The sequence below is a fragment of the Sorangium sp. So ce176 genome (genome assembly GCF_051519835.1).
GTDB lineage: Bacteria > Myxococcota_A > Polyangia > Polyangiales > Polyangiaceae > Sorangium > Sorangium cellulosum_G.
The window spans coordinates 7569816-7587128 of record NZ_CP150371.1 but is presented as its reverse complement, the minus strand read 5'-3'; the positions used below and the strand labels follow the sequence as shown (position 1 = coordinate 7587128).

The following is a 17313-nucleotide window of genomic DNA, read 5'->3' as shown; positions in this document are numbered from 1 at the left end:
CTCACGGCGGGTCGTTGAGGTGATCCACGAGGCGCACGATCGTCTCGGGGCGCTCCGTGGCGGTCGTCTTCAGCCACATGCCGGTCTTCGTGTCGCCGATCAGCAGCGTGGAGGTGTGCTCCTCGGGCTTCTTCGTGAGCCCGCCGAGGCGCCCGAGCACCGTCTCCACGTTCTGCGGGGTGCCGGTCAGGAAGCGCCAGCCGCGGCCCGCGCTGAACCTCGCGGCGTACTGCTTGAGCACCTTCGGCGTGTCGTTGACCGGGTCGACCGTGATCGTGAGGATCATGACGTCCTTGCCGGCGCGCTTGCCGAGGAGCGCCTGCACGCGCGCGAGGTTCGCCGTCATCGTCGGGCACGCGCCCTTGCACGAGGTGAAGGCGAAGTGGATGAGGACCTTCCGGCCGCGCAGGAGGTCGGTGTAGAAGCGGCGCGGGCGCCCGTCCTGATCGACGAGCTCCGTGTCGGTGAAGTACGCGGCCGCCGCCGCGTCGTCGCTGGTGGACGCGCCGCCGACCTGCGCGGGCGTCCGCTCGGGCGCCGGCTCGCCGGCCGGGCTCGCGGCCGGCAGGGCGAGCGCGAGCGCCGCCGCGAGGAGGGGTGCGCCGCGCCTCATCGCGCGCCTCCCGCGTCGGGGGCGTCGCCGGGCGAGGCGACGTGGAGATCGATGAACGGCAGCGCGCCGAGCGGGGCGTTGCGCGATCCGGCCTCGAGCAGGAAGCGGTACTGGCCGGGCTCGGGGGGCGTGAACGTCACCGAGAAGGCGCCGTCCGGCTCGGCGCGGGGCCGTACGACGTCCCGGAAGCCGACAGGGAATCGGAAGATCATCACCTGCATCTCCTTTGCTTCGAGGGGAGGCGCCGAGGCCTTCGGCGTCGCGCGGAAGCGCAGCGTCGCGGGCTTCGACACCTCGAGATCGGCGCCCGCGTCGAAGAGCGGCTCGACGGTGAGCCCTGGCGAACGGTCCTCGGCCGGGACGGCCGAGGGCGCGACAGTCGCCTCGAGGCAGGAGGCGACGCGGCGATCGCGGAGCAGCAGCTCGACGTCGTGCACGCCCTCGTCGCCGAGCCGGACCGTCGCGGCGTACACGCCGGGCTGCACCTCCTTCAGCGACCGGTCCTCGAGGAGCGCCGCGCGGGCCTCTCGCCCGTAGTTCGAGAGCGTGCCCATCGGCGCCATCATGCCCTCGACGTAGTAGTAAAGGACCTTGTCGGCCGGGCTCGCGACGATGGCGCCGTTGTCCTCGGGCAGGACGGCGAACGGCGCGGCGCCACTCCCGCCCTTGGCGGCCCGCGGCGGCTGCTGGCCGACCTGGACCTCGACGACCGTGGGCTTGCCGGGCCGCTCCAGCGAGGGCAGCTCGATGAGCGAGACCCGGCTCTCGCCGAGGTTCCTCACGTAGGCGTACGTCTTCGTGAAGGCGAGCGCGTCGGGGCTCGCGAACCCGGCGAGCGTGTGCGCGAGCGATCCCGTGGAGGCGTCGAGGATCGACACCTCGCCCTTCGCGGGGTTCAGCGCGAAGGCGAAGCGGCCGCCCGGCTCGAACCCGACCGCGCTGACGCCGGCCTTCACCGCGACGCGGCCCGCGACGGCGCGGCGCCCGGCGTCGAGGATCACGATCTCGCCCCTCGGCTCGTTCGCGACGTAGACGGCGCCCGCGGCGTCGCTCGCCGCGACGGCGGTGGCCCCCTCGCCGACCTCGAGCTCGGCGACGGTCTCGAGCGTGCCGGTGTCGACGGCGGTGACGGTGCGGGCGTCGCGGCTCGTGATCCAGGCGGTGCGCCCGCCGCCCGAGAACGCGAGCTCGTGGTGACCGGGGCCGGCGCGCAGCGTCTTCAGCACGCTCGCCGCGCGCGCGTCGACGACGCTGACCGTCCCGTCGCCGTCGTTGCCGACCCACACGGTCCGCCCGTCCGGCGCGACCGCGACGCGCACAGGCTCCGCGCCGACGGGCACGCTGGCCGTCACCTCGCTGCGCCTCGTGTCGACGACGGCGAGGCCGCGCCCGCCCTGGAGCGTCACGTAGAGGCGGTCGCCGTCCGGGTGGAGCGCGAGCGACGTGGAGCCCGCCGCGAGGGTGACGATGCTGCGCAGCTTGCTCCGGCTCCACGCGAGCTGCGGGTTGATGACCGACAGCGTGTTGTCCTGGTTCTGCGTCCACAGGAGGTACGCGTTCATGTCCACGTCCGGGCGAACGGCGATGCGCCCGGCCATGAAGCTCCTGATCTTGTCCTGGCACCCGGCGTCGTCCGGCGGCGCGCCGGCGCGCCTCGACATCCACGCGAGCGGCCCGAGGTCGCGCGCGGGCGCGCCCGTCACCGCGTCGGTGATCGTGAACACGGCGGTCGCGTCGGTGCGCGCCTCCGCGCGGTCTCCGGCGCCGGGGAGCGGCCGGAGCTCGAAGGCGACCGACAGCCCCTCTCGCTCGACCCGGCTCACGACCGGGCTCCGCTCGCCCTCGCGCGGGCCCTCCGCGGGCGCCGCGGCGGCGGCGGGCGGGGCAGGCGTCTCCCGCCGACTGCAGGCCGGCGCCGCGGCAGCGCCGAGGACGCACGCGATCAGCATCGACGCATCCCAGCCAATCGCCCCGAACAGCCTGTTCGAATCTGACACGCGTTCTCTCCTGGCATGCACACACCGGCGTGCGCCGCGCCCGGCGCGACTCATCAGGTCGCCGGTTCGGGGCCGTCGCCGACGCCTCGGCGACGTCGCCGCCCGGTGTTCGAGATACAGAATCTGCAAGCGCCCGATATCTCGGTCAAAGGGAATCTCGCGTGATCTTCGGCCTGTCTCGTCCGCGGACAGAGCGACATCGAGATCGTCTATGGGCGGAGACGCGAGCGCCGGCGCGCACGGAGCCGTGTGTCTCGGCGAGAGCTCGTCCGACCCGGCTCACCCGCGGGCTCCCCTCGCGCCGCGCCCCGGCCGGCGGGGCGCGGGCGCGCTGGAGAGCTCGTGGGTTGGCGGCGGGGGCGAGCCGGCGCGACGTGGCGAGGGCGCTTACCGCGTGACGCGGAAGATGCCCCAGAGGCCGTCGGAGACCTTGAAGCTCGGCTGGTCGAGGTAGAGCCGGTCGCCGGGGACGGCGAACTTCCCGCCCGCGCCGAAGAACGGGACGACATTGTGGTGCGTCATGGCGCCGATGGGGTGCTCGACGGCGATGTTCAGCACCTCGTCGTTCTCGCCGATCCGCCGGGAGCGCGCCCCCTCGGCGAAGGGGTTGTGCGGCCACTCCGCGCCCCAGAGCGCGAAGGCGTGCTGGCGCCGGTGCGCGGACGGATTCACGATGCGCACGCGCACCTGCTGCGCGACGCGGGCCCTGAAGATCGGCGTCGCCGGATCGTCGCCGGCGAAGATATCGCGCAGGTCCCTCTCGTTGAGCTCCACCCTCGCGAGCTCGGGCTTGATCCCGAGCCGCGCCCAGAACGGCTCGGTGCGGTAGTTGAAGGCCTCGTGGCCCGTGTCCTCCGCGTCGTCCTCGCCGTCGTAGTTCCGGAGGGCGGTGCCGCAGTTGAGGCTCTCATCGTCGCACTGGAACGTCTCCTTGTCCGAGTGCAAGGCGACCTCGTCCTGATAGACGAGCACGAACTCCCGGAACGATCGCCTGGCGCCGTGCTCGTCCGTGAAGGTGACGTCCGCCTGCGCGCGCGTACCCCGGTCGGTGCGCCAGGTGGCGCCCTGGGGCTCGACGATGAGGGCGCCGACGGCGCCGTGCATGCCGTGGTTCACGACGTCGGCCATGTCCTTGATGTTGATCGCGCCGTACTCGACGGCCTGGTGCTCGCCGAGGCCGAGCCTGCCCTTCTGGGAGATCTCGCCGGCATACCAGGTGTATTCGCGGGACTCGCCGGGCGCGACCGTCTGCGCCTGGTTGCGCCCGACGTTGGCCCCGTCGTCGGTCCTGACGTCGTAGGTCACGAGCTGCGGGTGCAGCGAGACGTGGTTCGACGGCCTGACCTGGTTGGTGTTGAACCCATCGACGATCGGCGGGCTGTAGTTCCAGTGCGGCGTCTTCGGCAGCTTGCGAGGCAGGTCGTTGACGAGCGTCACCTGGATGCAGTCGCCCGCGGCGGCGCGCAGGATGAGCGGCTCCGGGGCGTAGTCCTTGTCGCGGAGGCGGGGAAGATCCTCGTCGTGGACGAACAGGATCGCGTCAGGATCGTACAGATTGAACCTGTCGTTGTAGGTGAGGCGGCCGCCCGGCAGGTTGTCCTTCGCGGTGATCGCGTGGACGGTGTACCTGGTCACGGGCGCGTCCGCGGGACAGGTAGGGAAGCGCCGCGGCCCGCGCGGCGCCTCGCCTGGGGCCCGGGGCAGCGGCAACAGGCCCGGCGTGCCCCGCGGGTGGATCCTCAGGATGCCCCACATGCCGTCCCAGAGGTCGTCGGTCGTCGCGCTCTGGTAGAGGTAGTCGCCGGGGCCGCTGTCGCTGCGCGCGGAGCCCTCGGGCGTGATCCCGAGCTCGAAGTGCTCGGAGAGGCCGAGGGGTTGAGCGTTCGTGAAGCCGCTGTCCGGGTCGGCGACCTCCCTGAGCCATTTCTTGCCGTGGACGGAGAGGACGTGCTGTTCCTCCTGCGCGCCCTGGAGGAGGCGCACCCGGACTTCGTCGCCCTCGTGCGCTTCGAGCAGGGGCGTGTACGGATCGCGGTGGACCCGGGAGCTGAACACGTTGTGCATCTCCCCCTCGTCGTTCGCCTTCTGCCTGACCTCGCCCGTCCGGCAGTCGCGCCTGGCGATGCGCAGCGGGATGGGCTCGTTGCGGTAGTTGACGAGCCCTCCGCCGGGATCGGCCGCGGCGATCGCCTCCGGCGCGAGCACCTTGCGGTGCTCGACCGCGAGCGGGAGCGGCGCCTCCTGCGTCGTCGGCGGGTTCACCGGATCGCCGCACTCGTCGAAGAGGAGGGCGAAGTCGGCGATGGCGAGGTTGAACTCGCGGAACGGCCTCAGCGGCGAGCCCCTCGGCGGGATGATGTCGGCCCGGAAGCTCGTGGGCCCGCCGTCGAGGCGCGTGCCGAGCTGGATCCCGGTCTCGGGATCGCGCCACTCCGAGCCCGGCGGCTCGATGACAAGCCCCATGTAGAGGCCGTGTTGCTGGTGAGAGGAGGGGCTGAAGTGGTCGTGAGAGAAGGAGCTGTTGAGGGTGCGGTCCTGACGTTGCTGATTCTGCACCGGGGAGGCCCACCACCGCTGCACCGTGGTCTGCAGGCCATACCCCGCGTGTGGCATGCGGTAGTGTTGCTTCGGAATCAGCCGGACGCGGAGGCCGCGCTCCTCGGTCGAGCCGTCGGCGAAGAAGGCGCCGCCGAGCGCGTTGGCCGCCGCGATGCGCTGCAGGACTTCCTGCGCCGCGAACGTCCCGTCCTCGTAGTTGAAGCCGTTTGCCGAGCCGTCCGAGGACGTGACGTCGAACTTCACCAGGTGGATGTGCTGGCCGATGGTGTCCGTGGGCGTGTAGATCTGGAACGCGTCCTCTTCCAGGGCGTCGGGGAGGCGGTTCGTCGCCTCGGAGACGACGCACTCGCCCGACTGGGCGCGGATGAACAGCGGCTCCGGCGGCCGGCGGCCCGCCAGCGTCGCGTCGACGTCCTGCTCGAGGACCAGGATGCGCATCTGCCTGTCGCGCCAGCGGTGCCGGTTGACCACGGCGTCGAGCTGGATCACGGCGCTGCGATACTTGCGCAACGCCGCCTCCGGCGGGCAGGGGTTCGCATAGGGCGCGCCCGGCGCCGGCGGCTGGCCGTTCACGACGAACCTCGATGGCTCGCCTTCCGGCGTGAACGCCGGATACGCCGCCGCAGGGAATCCTTCTGGCGTCGTGATCCGCTCCGCCCGAGGGGCGACGATGCCGGCGTGGAAATCCTGGGCGCTGAGCTCCGCGGGGGTGCCCGCGTCGGGCAGCAGCTTGAGGTTCGCCCTGCGGAGCTCCACGTCGAACCTGCGGCGCTCGTCGCCGAAGACAGCGCCGTCCGGCGGCACGCTCGTGACGATGTGGCGCGGGAGCCCGCCGTCGACAACGAGGTCGCGCGGCGGCTGAGAGGCCCTGTGGCCTTTCTGGGCAGCGATGTAGAACGGATACCCCGGCAGCGCCGGCCGCACCTGCTTGCGGCCGCCGGGCAGCTCCACGACCGTCGGGGCGTAGGTCGGCATGGGCGGCATCCCGAGCTCCGGAATGGGTACCACGGCGGGGGTGGGCGTCCCGCCCTTGATCTCGCCGTCCGGCAGCAAGCGATCGCGCGTGCCGGCCTCGAAGACGTCGTGGCTGCGGATGAGCTCCCACATGCCCTGCGCGAAGTGAGGATACAGGTGGCAGTGGAATATCGCGTCTCCTGGCGTCAGGTTGGCGTTGCCGGCCCGGGTGATGTTGTAGGTGAAGGCCCCGCCCGGGCCGATGGATTGCGCGTCCATGGTCATGCCGTTCTCGTTGTTCGGCGCCTTCAACCACTGGTGGGAATGGAGGTGGAAGACGTGCGTCTCCTTCGGGCCTGCGTGGAGGTTCCTGATCCAGACGGGATCGCCGAGGTAGGCGTGATGGACGTTCGAGGGGTCGTCCGGGAACAGCGCCCGCGTCGCGCGGCCGCGCCTGTCCCGCTCGACGACCATCGCCGGATCGCCGTTGGCCCACGAGGTCAGGAAGAACTCCTCGTACTTGCACTCGACGCACTCCTTGCTGGGGCCGATCCGCTGCCGGTTGGCGAGGAGGATCGATCCGAGCCCGGAAGCGCCGTAGTTGATCCCGAAGCCGTCGCGCACGCCGTGGAAGGCCTCGTTCTCGTCGAGCTCCGGGAACGCCTGGACGGCCCTCAGCTCGTCGTGGAAGAGCGCCGTGAACTCGCGGAACCGGCCCCGGGCCACCTGGACTGGTTCGTCGAGCTGGCTCTCGTCGTAGCCGGCGATGATCGCGTTGAGGTCGCCGTGGACGATCTCATCGTCGTCGTTGATCATCCTGAGGATCGGCTCGCCGCGCTCGTCCACCGCGTCGTAGTCGATGAGCGGCGTGCCGTCGGGGTTCGCCTCGGCGTACGAGGCGGCCTTCAGCTCCTCGGCCGTGACCTGCGACCGGTACGCGATCGCCCCCGCGGGCTCGACGGTGACCGCGCCGAACAGCCCGAGCACCGTCAACGCGCCGTCCCCCTCGCCGCCGCCGGCGACCGGGGTGCCGCTGTGGAAGAGGAACGTCCCCTCGCGGTCGGCGAAGAGCTCGTAGCGGCGCGTCTCGCCGGGGTCGGCGAGGGAGTCGGGCCCGTCGCCGACGTTGCCGCCGAGCGCGTCGATGTTTCTGATCTGGAGGCCGGCGACGTGCACGGACGCGCTCCTCGTCCTCGGGGAGTCGTCTGGCCGCCTGTTCGCCGGCCGGAGCAGGTTGGTGAACTTGATCTGGAGCTTGTCCCCGACGTTCACGCGCAGCACGAGCGGCCTTGGCCGCTTGCCGGGCCGCAACATGACGTTGCCGGGGCGGAGCGGCTCGCCCGGCCGGATGGGCACGACGTCCCGCTTGAGCGCGTAGATCGTGCCCTCGGGGTTGAACGACCCGAATCGATTGTAAACGTAGACCTGATCGAGCGCGACGATGTCGGCGTATACGGTCCTGCCCGTCGTGGCGCGCCCCTCCGTCACCATCTCGACCGCTTCACGAGCCTCGTCGGGCGGCTCGTCGTCCGGGCCTGCACAGCCCGCGAGCCCAAGCGCCACCGCAGCCCAGCCAAGCGCCATGAGTAGCTTCTCTCTGAACAAGGTGCCCCCTATCCGGCACGCGCACACCCGTGCGTCTCGCCCTGGACGTCCAGCGCTTCCCGCGCGTGTCCAGCGCTTCACCATCGACATGGCTGGCGGCCGTCCGCCGGGGACTGGCCACCAGAGCCGGACCGAGATCCGGGTAAGCGACTTTGTGAGATTGATATATTGCCGTCAAATAGAATTGCTCGCCTCCGCCCGCGACGCCGCTGTTCCGGGTGGAACACGAGCTTTACGAGGATCGCGCCCTCGATCCGGGCTGTGGGTATGCTGGAGAGTCGAGCGCTCCGGGTGGCGCCGGCGGACGGGGCGATATGACGGCTGTGATGGCGCTCTTCACCGAGGCACTCGGTCCTCACGTCCCGGCGAGGGGCGCCGCCTGGGCTCTCGACGGGGCGGGGCCCCCGTCCTCGACATCGTGATACGCCGCCCCGCCCTGGCGCGCGGGGCGCGTCGCCGGCGGGGCTATCTGCCTTGCGGCTTCGACCACCGGTCGACGGCGACCATCGCGGCGCCGAGACCATCGATGTACGTGCCGTGCCGGAACGTCGCGCGCTTGAGCGCCGCGACGAGCGTGACCAGAATCTGGCGCGCCTCGTCCCGCTCGCGCCGCAGGTCCTGGACCTCATCCCGCGACGGCCGGTTGACGGCCGCAGGTTGCCCGGCGTCCTTCGTGCCTGTCTGCTGTGCTCTCTCGGACATGGGTCTCATCCTCCCATACCAAAGTAGCGCTCTCCTGCCCGCGTCATCAACCTTCTGCGGAGAACTTTCAATCACTGCTCGTATCCCGGCCCACGTCGGCCCCGGAGCGCGCGACGAGGGTGACGAGGCCGCGCGCCACCTCGCGGTGAGCGACGCGGAAGCCGGCCGCTTCGAGCGCGCCGCAGACCCAGTCCGGGGAGAGCCGCAGCTTGCGATAGAAGCTCGCTGACATCCTCCACCGGCCGTCTTCCTCGCTGCGCGTGTGGACGATGTCGTGCACCTTGACGGTCTCCGGTTCGTACTCGAGGAAACAGGTCATGATCACATCCGCCGAGTCGTGCACCGGGATGAACCGATCGGCGCCCTCGAGCTCGCGGGTGAGGTCGCGAAACGTGAGCGCGAGCCGTCCGCCCGGGGTGAGCCTGCGGGCGCAGCCGGCGAACATGCGCTCCACGTCGGCCTTGCTGACAAGATGAGGGAGCGTGTCGCCCATGCACACGGCGAGCTCGCAGAGGGGCCCTGATCGCTCGAGCGCCTCGAGGAGATCGCCTTGCACGATCTCGACGGGGAGCTGCCCGCGGCGCGAGGCGAGCTCGGCGAGGAGCTTGTCGGAGGTGTCCACCGCCGTCACCCGGAACCCGAGCTGCGCCAGCGCGAGCGACTGAAAGCCGGAGCCGCACCCGAGGTCGATGGCCTCGGGGGGGCGCCCGGGGCCGGCGCGCAGTCCGAGGCGCTCGAGCAGCGCGCGCTGCTCGGCGACCTTGGCGTCGTGATCCCCGAACATCCGCGCGTAGTGTCCGGCGAGGAGCTTGTCGTAGTGATCGGCGACCGTGGGCATGGCTCTCCTTCTCCGCGGCCATCCTACAGCCGCAGGCGAGCCCGCCGCACGCGCGCGCCGAGCACGCCCAGCACGCCAAACACACATGGACGCACGGGGGCGCACCAGAATCGTGTGCGCTCGAAAATTTCTGTTCTGCTTTGACGTGGTCGTGATATCTTGATTGGAACGCGACTTTTACTCCGACATCGAATCTGGCGTCATCGATGTTGGAAGGCACCGGGGATGGTCCCGGAGCGATGTTGAGGAGGGAGAGGTCGCGCTGCTGTGCGCAGGTGGTTTCGTCGGACGGGGAAGAATGAGATACGGCGCGCTTCGACCGAGCGCGCCTGTCGCTCGCGCGGGCCTGACGCTCTTCGAGAGCGCGCCTCGCGCGAAGCGCGCTGACGGCCCCGTCGGCAAACCAGCCAGGCAAGCCGGAGAGCCCGGGCGAGCGGTCAAGCCGGGTGACCAGGCAGCCGGAACGACGAGCGAGCCAGAACGACGGGCGAGCCAGAACACCAGGTGAGCCCAGGCGAGCCGCGCCGCGCTCTCGCGCGCGTCGCTCAGCCGGCGGCGTTCGGCCTCGCGCTCGCAGAACGCGCGGAGCGGGCCGAACGGGTGAGCGCCGGTGAGGCCGGTGGGCGGGTGACAGAGCCCAGCGACGCTCGGCGCGAGACGGTGCGCCGAGCGTGGCGGCCGGCCTGCACAGCGCGGGTCCTGGTGCGCGTACTGGCACCGATGACGATGACTGACGATGGATGAGGATGGATGAGGATGAGCGCTGCTGAGAAATGAGTTGCGGAAAGTGCGAGTCCAAGGCACGATCAAAAGTTTTGGTACCGGGGTGTCTGCGGTCTCGCCGGTGGACACGGGTCGCGGATCACATCGGAACGAAGGAGCGGAGTGCATGAAGACGGTTTGCAATTGGCTCTCCAGGTGCTCGCGATCGCTCGTCGCGGCGGGCGTGGCTGCGCTCCTCTCCTCCACGCCGAGCGCGGCCTCGGCGGAGAACCCGGGCGCGGCGCAGCACGCTGCGCCCAGGGCCGCTCCCGCGGCGGCCAGGGTCGCGGAGAGCGCGCCTGCGGCAGAGCCCGCTGATGCCCCCGGTGCGGGGGAGTGGGACAGCTACTCCGTGGAGGTGTACGGCATGCTGGTCTCCCGCGCGGGGAAGGTCGCCACGCTGCTGCCGCTCGTCGCCACCTCCGCGACGCCCGTCGCCGCGGGCACCAAGGCGGTGCTCTTCCGCAGGATCGAGGATCCCAAGCGATCGAATCCGGCGAAATGGGTCGAGATCGCCAGGGTGACCATGAAGAAGATCGAGTCGACCGGCAACATGCAGCTCACCATCGACTCGGAGCACCCGGAGGCGCCCGGCGACCAGGGCAAGAGGCCGGGCCACTTCGTGAAGGGCGCGCGGCTCAAGCTCGCGATCCAGTAGCGCCGACGTCGCCTGTCCGCCGAGGGGGGCCGCGGCGTGAGCTGCTTCGCCCCGCGCGCTGGGGCGATCGCGCGATCAAGCGATCGCCCCGCGGCGCCCCGGGAGCGGGGCAGGGGTGGGAGCAGGGGAGGGGGCGGCGGTCGTCGCGCGCGCCACGCCTGCGCCGCGCGCGGCCCTCCTGCGGATCTCGACGGCCACGCACGACATTTTGAAACGCCGGGCCTCATCGTTGGTAGAGTCGACTCGCGGAGACGAGCGACGACGATGAACGCCCTTCGATCCTGGCTCTCGCAACTGAATCGCGCCGAGGTGACCGAGTTCGCCGTGGCCACGGGGCGCATGCCCAGCGTCAAGGTCTCGGGCGCCTTCCAGGCGGTCGATCCGGCCGCCCTCTCCACGGAGGACATCCTCATGCTCCTCAGCGCGCTCGGCGGCGGCCGCTTCGTCGAGACCCTCGGCGCGAAGCCGTCGCAGTGGCACATCCGCATCGAGGGCATCGGCGCCATCTCCGTCGTCGCCGCGCGCCAGGGCGACCTCGTGCACGCCCGCATGACGCGGATGCAGCCCTCGTCCGCCGCGCCCGGGACCGCGGGCTCCGCCCCCGAGACAGCGGCCGCCGCGCCGCCTGCCCGCCCCTCGCAGCAGCTCTCCATGCGCGAGCACCTCGCCCCGGACGAGGCGCAGCGCCCGCAGCCGCGCGAGCCCGAGGTGAAGCGCACGATGTCCGCCGAGATCGCGCTCGACCTCCGCGGCGCCGTCCCGCCGCCCGCCGAGCCTCGCCCGGCCCGCGCCTCGACCCCGCGCTTCGACCCGCGGACCGACGAGGCGCCGGCCGCCGAGCGCGCCGCGCCGGCCCCGCGCGCCCCCACGCCGCTGCCCCAGGAGCCCCGCGCCGCGCGCGCGGGCGCGCGGGCGCGGCCCTCGTCCGCCGACATGCAGGCAGGCGCCCTCGACGGCCTGCTCGCCATGGCGCGCGACCAGGGCGCGAGCGACCTCCACCTCGTCGCGGGCCGCCCGCCGCTCCTGCGCGTCGCGGGCGAGCTCGTGCCGCGCGGCGATCCGCTCGACCCGGCGGCTGTCGAGTCGCTCCTGCTCCCGCGTGTCCCCGCGCGCCTCGCGCCGGTGCTCGCGGCCGAGGGCTCCTGCGACTTCGCCCTCGATCTCGGCGCGCTCGGCCGCTTCCGGGTGAACATCGCCCGCCACCGCCAGGGCTACAAGGGCTGCTTCCGCCTGATCGCGCGCAGCATCCCCACCGTCGCGTCGCTCGGCCTGCCGGACGCCATCGGGCTCGCCACCCGCCATCACCAGGGCCTCATCGTGATCACGGGGCCGACGGGCCACGGCAAGACCACGACGCTGACCGCGATCGTCGATATCCTGAACCGCGAGACGAGCCACCACATCATCACGGTCGAGGATCCCGTCGAGTTCGTCCACGCGCGCGGCAAGGCGATGATCAGCCAGCGCGAGGTCGGCACCCACACCCGCTCGTTCGAGAACGCCCTCAAGGCGTCGCTGCGCGAGGACCCCGACGTCATCGTCGTCGGCGAGCTCAGGGACACGGCGACGGTCCGGATGGCGCTGGCGGCGAGCGAGACGGGCCACCTCGTGCTCGGCACCATGAACACCCCGAGCGCGGCGAAGACGATCGATCGGCTGATAGACCTCTTCCCGCCCGGCGATCAGCAGCAGGTCCGCGTCACGCTCGCGGGCGGCCTCCGGCTCATCGTCAGCCAGCGGCTCCTGCCGAGCGCCGACGGCCAGCGCATGGTCGCCGCGGCCGAGGTCCTGCCCGGCTCTGTCGCGCTCTGGAACCTCATCCGCGACTCCAAGACGTTCCAGATCCCGAGCCTCCAGCAGCGCGGCAAGGGCCTCGGGATCATCCGCCTCGACGACTCGCTGGCCGAGCTCGTCCGCGCCGGCAAGACAACGCTGGAGGCGGCGCTCGCTGTCGCGGAGGCGCCCGACGAGCTCGAGGCCGTCCTCGCCGGCAAGCGGCAGCCCGCGCAGACGCCCGACAGGCGGCCGCCCGCCCCGCCGCCGGACGCCTCGAAATCCGCCGCCACCGAGGCGGGCAAGGGCCTCTTCGAGCGCGCGGGCGCGCTGTTCGGGAAGAAGGGAGGCTAGCGTGGCCAGGATCGACCGCCTCTTCGACGAGCTCCTGTCCAGGAAGGGCAGCGACCTGCACCTCGGCGTCGGCTATCCGCCCCTCGTCCGCGCCCGCGGCGAGCTGATCGCCGTGCGCGACACGCCCCTCGACACGGCCGAGATGGAGGCGCTCCTCTTCGAGATCACGACCCCCGAGGAGCGGCGGCGGATCGTCGACGAGCTCGACCTCGACTTCGCCTACTCCTACGGCGACAAGGCGCGCTTCCGCGCCAACTACTTCCACAAGACCACCGGGCTCGCGGCCGTCTTCCGCACCATCCCGAGCAAGATCCTCTCCCTCGACGACCTCGGCTGCCCCGAGACCATCCGCCGGCTGTCCGAGCGGCCTAGCGGGCTCATCCTGATCACGGGCCCGACGGGCTCCGGCAAGTCCACGACGCTCGCGGCGATGATCGACCACATCAACCGCTCGCGCGCCTGCCATATCCTCACGATCGAGGATCCGGTCGAGTTCGTGCACAGCCCCATCCGGGCGCAGATCACGCACCGCGAGGTCGGCCCCGACGCGGGGAGCTTCGCGAGCGCGATCCGCAGCGCCGGGCGGGAGGACGCCGACGTGATCCTGATCGGCGAGCTCCGGACCAACGAGACGATGAAGCTCGCCTTGCAGCTCGCGAGCTTCGGCGTCCTCGTGTTCGGCACGGTCCACACGAACAGCGCCGCGGCGACGATCGACCGCATCATCAACGCGTTCCCCGCCGACGAGCAGCTCCAGGTCCGCGGCATGCTCTCCGAGAGCCTCGCCGCGATCATCGCCCAGCAGCTCCTCCGCACGAAGGACGGCGCCGGCCGCGTCGCCGCGCACGAGATCCTCGTCGGATCGAGCGCGCTCTCCGCGATGATCCGCGAGGGCAAGACGTTCCAGATCACGAACCTGATGCAGGCCGGCCGCTCCGCCGGCATGCAGACGATGGACATGGCGCTGGAGCGCCTCGTCAAGAAGGACACCATCTCCGTCCAGGCGGCGCTCGAGAAGGCGATCGACAAGGACAGCTTCCAGCGCCTCTTCGCCGATCCGCAGCCGCTGTCCTGATGAAGAAGTGTTTCGCCGGGACCCGAGCAGCGCCGCGCGCGCCCGGATGGGCGTATCCTCGCAGGAACGAACCATGCAGCCGACCCCACAGGACAGCCATCCGCTCGACCTCGACGCCTACCTGAGCCGCATCGGCTACCGCGGGGCGCTCGCCCCGACGCGGGAGGTGCTCGACGCGCTCCACACCGCGCACGTCCGCTCGATCCCGTTCGAGAACGTGGACGTCCTGCTCGGCCGCCGGATCCGCATCGACCTCGGCGGCGTGCAGGCGAAGCTCGTCCAGGCGCGCCGCGGCGGCTATTGCTTCGAGCACAACACCCTGTTCGTCGCTGTGCTGCGTCGGATCGGGTTCAAGGTCACGACGCTCATCGCGCGGGTGCGCCTCCAGCAGAGCGACATCACCCCGCGGTCTCACATGCTGTCGCTGATCGACATGCCCGGCGGGCCGCTCCTCGCGGACGTCGGCTTCGGCGGGCCGGGCCTCTCGCGGTCCGTGCGGCTCGTCGAGGGCGAGCGCCAGCCGCAGGACGTCGATGTTGTCAGCCTCCGCCGGGAGGGCTCGTCGCTCTGGGTGCTCGAGTCGACGATGGGCGAGCAGCCGCAGGACCTCTACGCGTTCACGCTCGAGGAGAGCTACCCGGTCGATTACGAGGTGGCGAACCACTTCACCTCGACGCACCCGGGCTCGCTGTTCGTGAACAACCTGATCGCGGCGCTCCCCACGCCGGAGGGCCGCGTGACGCTGCGCAACCGCACCCTGGGCGTGCTCCGCCACGGGCAGCTCGAGCGCGTCGAGCTCGACCGCGAAGCCATCGTCGGCGTGCTCCGGGATCGCTTCGGGCTGGACCTCCCGGCCGGCGCGCAGCTCTCCTGCCCCGGCCTCGACGCCTGAGGAGAGGAGAGGGCTACTCCCGGCGGACGCGGGATCGCATGTGCTCGGTGCCGGCGAGGCGCGCGAGGAGGGTCAGTGGACGCGGCCGATGCCGCGGCGGATGAACGCCGAGCGGCTCGCGGCCGCGTCAGCGGGCGCGCCGAGCCGCGCCGCGGGCGCGGGGGCCGGGGCAGGCTCGCAGACCAGCGCCGCCATATCCTGGTTCCGGCGCCCCAGATCGTTCAGCGTGCGCAGCTCGCCGGTCACCGGGTCAGAGATGGTGATCCCGGTCATGAAGCCCGACAGGGACGTCTCGCCCCCGGGGAACCTCGGGTTGACGTGCAGGAACCCCGTCCCGGTCTCGGCCCCGCCGTGGCACCCGTTGCAGGTGTTGAGCGAGAACTTGTGCCGCGCCTCGTTGTTGAGGATGCCCGGAGCGGTCCACGCCGTGAGGTTGTTGAACGACGAGCCGCCGAGGAAGGGGGCGCCCTGGAACATCTCGGGCACCGTGTGCCGCTCCGCGATGATGTCAGCCTCGTTCTGGTTCACGAAGTCCGCGAGCGTGGGCGTCCCGTCGAAGCCGAGATCCGGCGTCAGCTTCACGGTCTCCGGGCGCAGGAAGCCCGTATCCGCCGAGAGGACGAACTCGCGCAGCTCCCACGGCCCTGCGAGCGCGATCTCGTTCGTGCGGATCTGCCCGATCGAGCTCCCGTTCGGCCTGCCGGGCGCCGCGTTCCGGCCCGCGAAGCGCGTGGTGATCTCCTGGAGCGCGGCGTTGTACTCCTCGGACGGGAAAGGCAGGCTGCCGAGGGCGTGCCACGCGTTCGCCCAGCCGAGCACGTCGGCCTCGGTCGACGCAGGGAGCTTGTACTCCAGGATCACGGTGAACTGCTGCGCGAAGCCCTGGCTGAAGACGCCGAACACGAACCTGCCCTCGCCCGCGTGACCCTCGGCCAGGTTCCGCACGTCGATGCGGTTGACGATGCCGAGCAGCAGGAGCGGCGCCTGCCGGAGGTCGAGCGACCCGTCGGCGTTCCTCGGCCACTCGTCGAGCACGACCTGCTGGATGGCGGGGCGCGCCGGGATCGTGAAGCCGTTCACTACCTGATCGGTCATCCACGTGGTGAAGAGCTGCTCGACCATGGCCGGCGCGTCGGCGGCCGTGGGCGCCATGTCCTCCATCAGGCGCGCGAACGTCCACGCGCCCGTCCGCGGATCGTCCGGCGGACCCTCGAACGTCGTGCGGATCGGATCCTCGACCACGCCGAGGTGCTTCACGAAGATCTCTCGGCTCGTCCTGACGAAGCACCCCGTCGGCTCGCTCAGCTCGTAGCTGAGGGTCCCCGACGCGGCGAGGAACTCGGGCGAGTTGAAGTTGAACACGGAGAACGGGATCTGGTGGAGTCCGGGCTCCGCGTCCTCGCTGCCGGTCACGGTGACGGGGAACGTCACCGTGGTCCCGGGCTCGACGCCGGGGAAGAACTGGGGATCCGCGAAGACGCTGATCCCCGCGTCGCCGGAGGACTCGAGGAAGTAATCTGCCGGGAAGCACGCGCCGACATCGTTGTTGGTGACGGCGACCTGGTACGTCACGGGCGTGTTCGGCGCGACAGGCCCGCTGCTCTCCGGCGTGACAGTGAGCGTCGCGGGCTGCCTGATGCAGGAGAGCTGGCTGATCTCGTTGACTGTCGTCGGGCTGGCGGAGAGCCAGACCTCGTCGAGCAGGCCCATGAAGCGCTGCTTCTGCGGGTTGTTGCCGATGTGGATCGGCGCGTTGATGTCGGCGATCGTGCCCGGCGCGCTGATCTGGCCGAACTGCTCGCCGTTCAAGAAGAGTCGCACGAACCTGCCGTCGTAGATGCCCGCGACGTGCGTCCACACGTTGGCCTCGATCGCGGCGCGGGAGGTGACCGTCCGCCCGCCCTGGAGGGTCACGGAGAACCGCACCTCGCCGTTCCGTACGACGAGCGCGAAGCTCGAGTCTCCGTGGCCCTTCTCCTGCGCGATCGTCCGCACCGTCGACCCCGACACGGAGGTCGGGTTGACCCACGCGGCGACCGCGAGGTTCTGCCCGAACGTGAAGCGGGGATCGTCGTCGACGGTGACGGTGTCGTTCTTGTGGTCGAAGGAGATGCCGAGGCCGCTGATGCCCGCCGCGCAGGCCGCCCCTGTGGAGCGGGTGGCCGTCGAGCCGTTGCCCGACGAGTCGAGCAGCTCTGTCGTCGAGCCGCCGCAATCGTCGAACTGCCAGAAACCGACGCCCGGCGGGCCCACCGGCGGCTCGACCGGGCCGCCGCCCACGCCGCCGCCATCGCCGCCGGTGCCGGTGGTGACGCTCGTGCTGCTGCTGCCGGTGAAGCCGCCGGTACCGCCGCCGCCGCCGCTGACTCCCACGGTGACGGCGATCGCCGAGCCGGTCGGCCCGTCCGCCTCGCCGAGCGCCAGTTCCGCATCATCGAAGGAGCCTTCATCGACGCCATAGCTTCCGCATGCGGCGGCGCCCAGGGCGACGAGGGCGAGCACCGCAGCCGAGCTGGTTTTGATTGCTAGAG

The 17313-nt window shown here is 71.3% G+C and carries 10 protein-coding genes; 4 read left to right on the top strand and 6 right to left on the bottom strand.

Annotated elements, in window-relative coordinates:
- Window position 1: 1 nt before the first annotated feature.
- From WMF42_RS28410 to WMF42_RS28390, 5 genes are all read right to left on the bottom strand, one after another.
- Entirely contained in the window at window positions 2–613 is a 612-nt protein-coding gene (locus WMF42_RS28410) for an SCO family protein (protein WP_061613409.1), read from the bottom strand.
- A complete protein-coding gene (locus WMF42_RS28405; protein ID WP_437686023.1) occupies window positions 610–2610 on the bottom strand; it encodes a cytochrome D1 domain-containing protein in 2001 nt (666 codons plus the stop codon). Before WMF42_RS28405 ends, WMF42_RS28410 begins: the two co-directional genes overlap by 4 nt.
- Window positions 2611–2997: 387 nt before the next feature.
- The gene (locus WMF42_RS28400; RefSeq protein WP_437686021.1) at window positions 2998–7707 is read right to left on the bottom strand and encodes a copper oxidase; all 4710 of its coding nucleotides are present in this window, start codon (window positions 7705–7707) and stop codon (window positions 2998–3000) included.
- Between the two features lie 486 nt (window positions 7708–8193).
- On the bottom strand, window positions 8194–8430 hold the full coding sequence (locus WMF42_RS28395; RefSeq protein WP_434041734.1) for a hypothetical protein: 237 nt from the start codon (window positions 8428–8430) through the stop codon (window positions 8194–8196).
- A 67-nt stretch (window positions 8431–8497) separates the two neighbouring features.
- Window positions 8498–9268, bottom strand: coding sequence for a class I SAM-dependent methyltransferase (locus tag WMF42_RS28390; RefSeq protein WP_437686019.1), 771 nt, complete (start codon window positions 9266–9268; stop codon window positions 8498–8500).
- An 889-nt stretch (window positions 9269–10157) separates the two neighbouring features.
- Here WMF42_RS28390 and WMF42_RS28385 point away from each other — a divergent pair.
- The 4 genes from WMF42_RS28385 to WMF42_RS28370 all read left to right on the top strand — a co-directional run bounded on the left by WMF42_RS28385 (window position 10158) and on the right by WMF42_RS28370 (window position 14782).
- A complete protein-coding gene (locus WMF42_RS28385) occupies window positions 10158–10688 on the top strand; it encodes a hypothetical protein (RefSeq protein ID WP_434041732.1) in 531 nt (176 codons plus the stop codon).
- Between the two features lie 264 nt (window positions 10689–10952).
- On the top strand, window positions 10953–12815 hold the full coding sequence (locus tag WMF42_RS28380; RefSeq protein ID WP_437686017.1) for a type IV pilus twitching motility protein PilT: 1863 nt from the start codon (window positions 10953–10955) through the stop codon (window positions 12813–12815).
- 1 nt (window position 12816) lies between these two features.
- Entirely contained in the window at window positions 12817–13890 is a 1074-nt protein-coding gene (locus WMF42_RS28375; RefSeq protein WP_437686015.1) for a type IV pilus twitching motility protein PilT, read from the top strand.
- Window positions 13891–13963: 73 nt separating this feature from the next.
- The gene (locus WMF42_RS28370; protein WP_061605890.1) at window positions 13964–14782 is read left to right on the top strand and encodes an arylamine N-acetyltransferase family protein; all 819 of its coding nucleotides are present in this window, start codon (window positions 13964–13966) and stop codon (window positions 14780–14782) included.
- Window positions 14783–14854: 72 nt separating this feature from the next.
- Here the strand turns inward: WMF42_RS28370 and WMF42_RS28365 are convergent, their stop codons facing one another.
- Window positions 14855–17284: a LamG domain-containing protein gene (locus tag WMF42_RS28365; protein ID WP_437686013.1), complete on the bottom strand. Its 2430-nt coding sequence runs from the start codon at window positions 17282–17284 to the stop codon at window positions 14855–14857.
- Between the last annotated feature and the right edge of the window lie 29 nt (window positions 17285–17313).

Excerpts from the sequence above, each read along its gene's own strand:
- WMF42_RS28410 (WP_061613409.1), bottom strand. The coding sequence starts at position 613 with ATGAGGCGCGGCGCACCCCTCCTCGCGGCGGCGCTCGCGCTCGCCCTG.
- WMF42_RS28400 (WP_437686021.1), bottom strand. The coding sequence starts at position 7,707 with ATGGCGCTTGGCTGGGCTGCGGTGGCGCTTGGGCTCGCGGGCTGTGCA.
- WMF42_RS28395 (WP_434041734.1), bottom strand. The coding sequence starts at position 8,430 with ATGTCCGAGAGAGCACAGCAGACAGGCACGAAGGACGCCGGGCAACCT.
- WMF42_RS28390 (WP_437686019.1), bottom strand. The coding sequence starts at position 9,268 with ATGCCCACGGTCGCCGATCACTACGACAAGCTCCTCGCCGGACACTAC.
- WMF42_RS28385 (WP_434041732.1), top strand. The coding sequence starts at position 10,158 with ATGAAGACGGTTTGCAATTGGCTCTCCAGGTGCTCGCGATCGCTCGTC.
- WMF42_RS28380 (WP_437686017.1), top strand. The coding sequence starts at position 10,953 with ATGAACGCCCTTCGATCCTGGCTCTCGCAACTGAATCGCGCCGAGGTG.
- WMF42_RS28370 (WP_061605890.1), top strand. The coding sequence starts at position 13,964 with ATGCAGCCGACCCCACAGGACAGCCATCCGCTCGACCTCGACGCCTAC.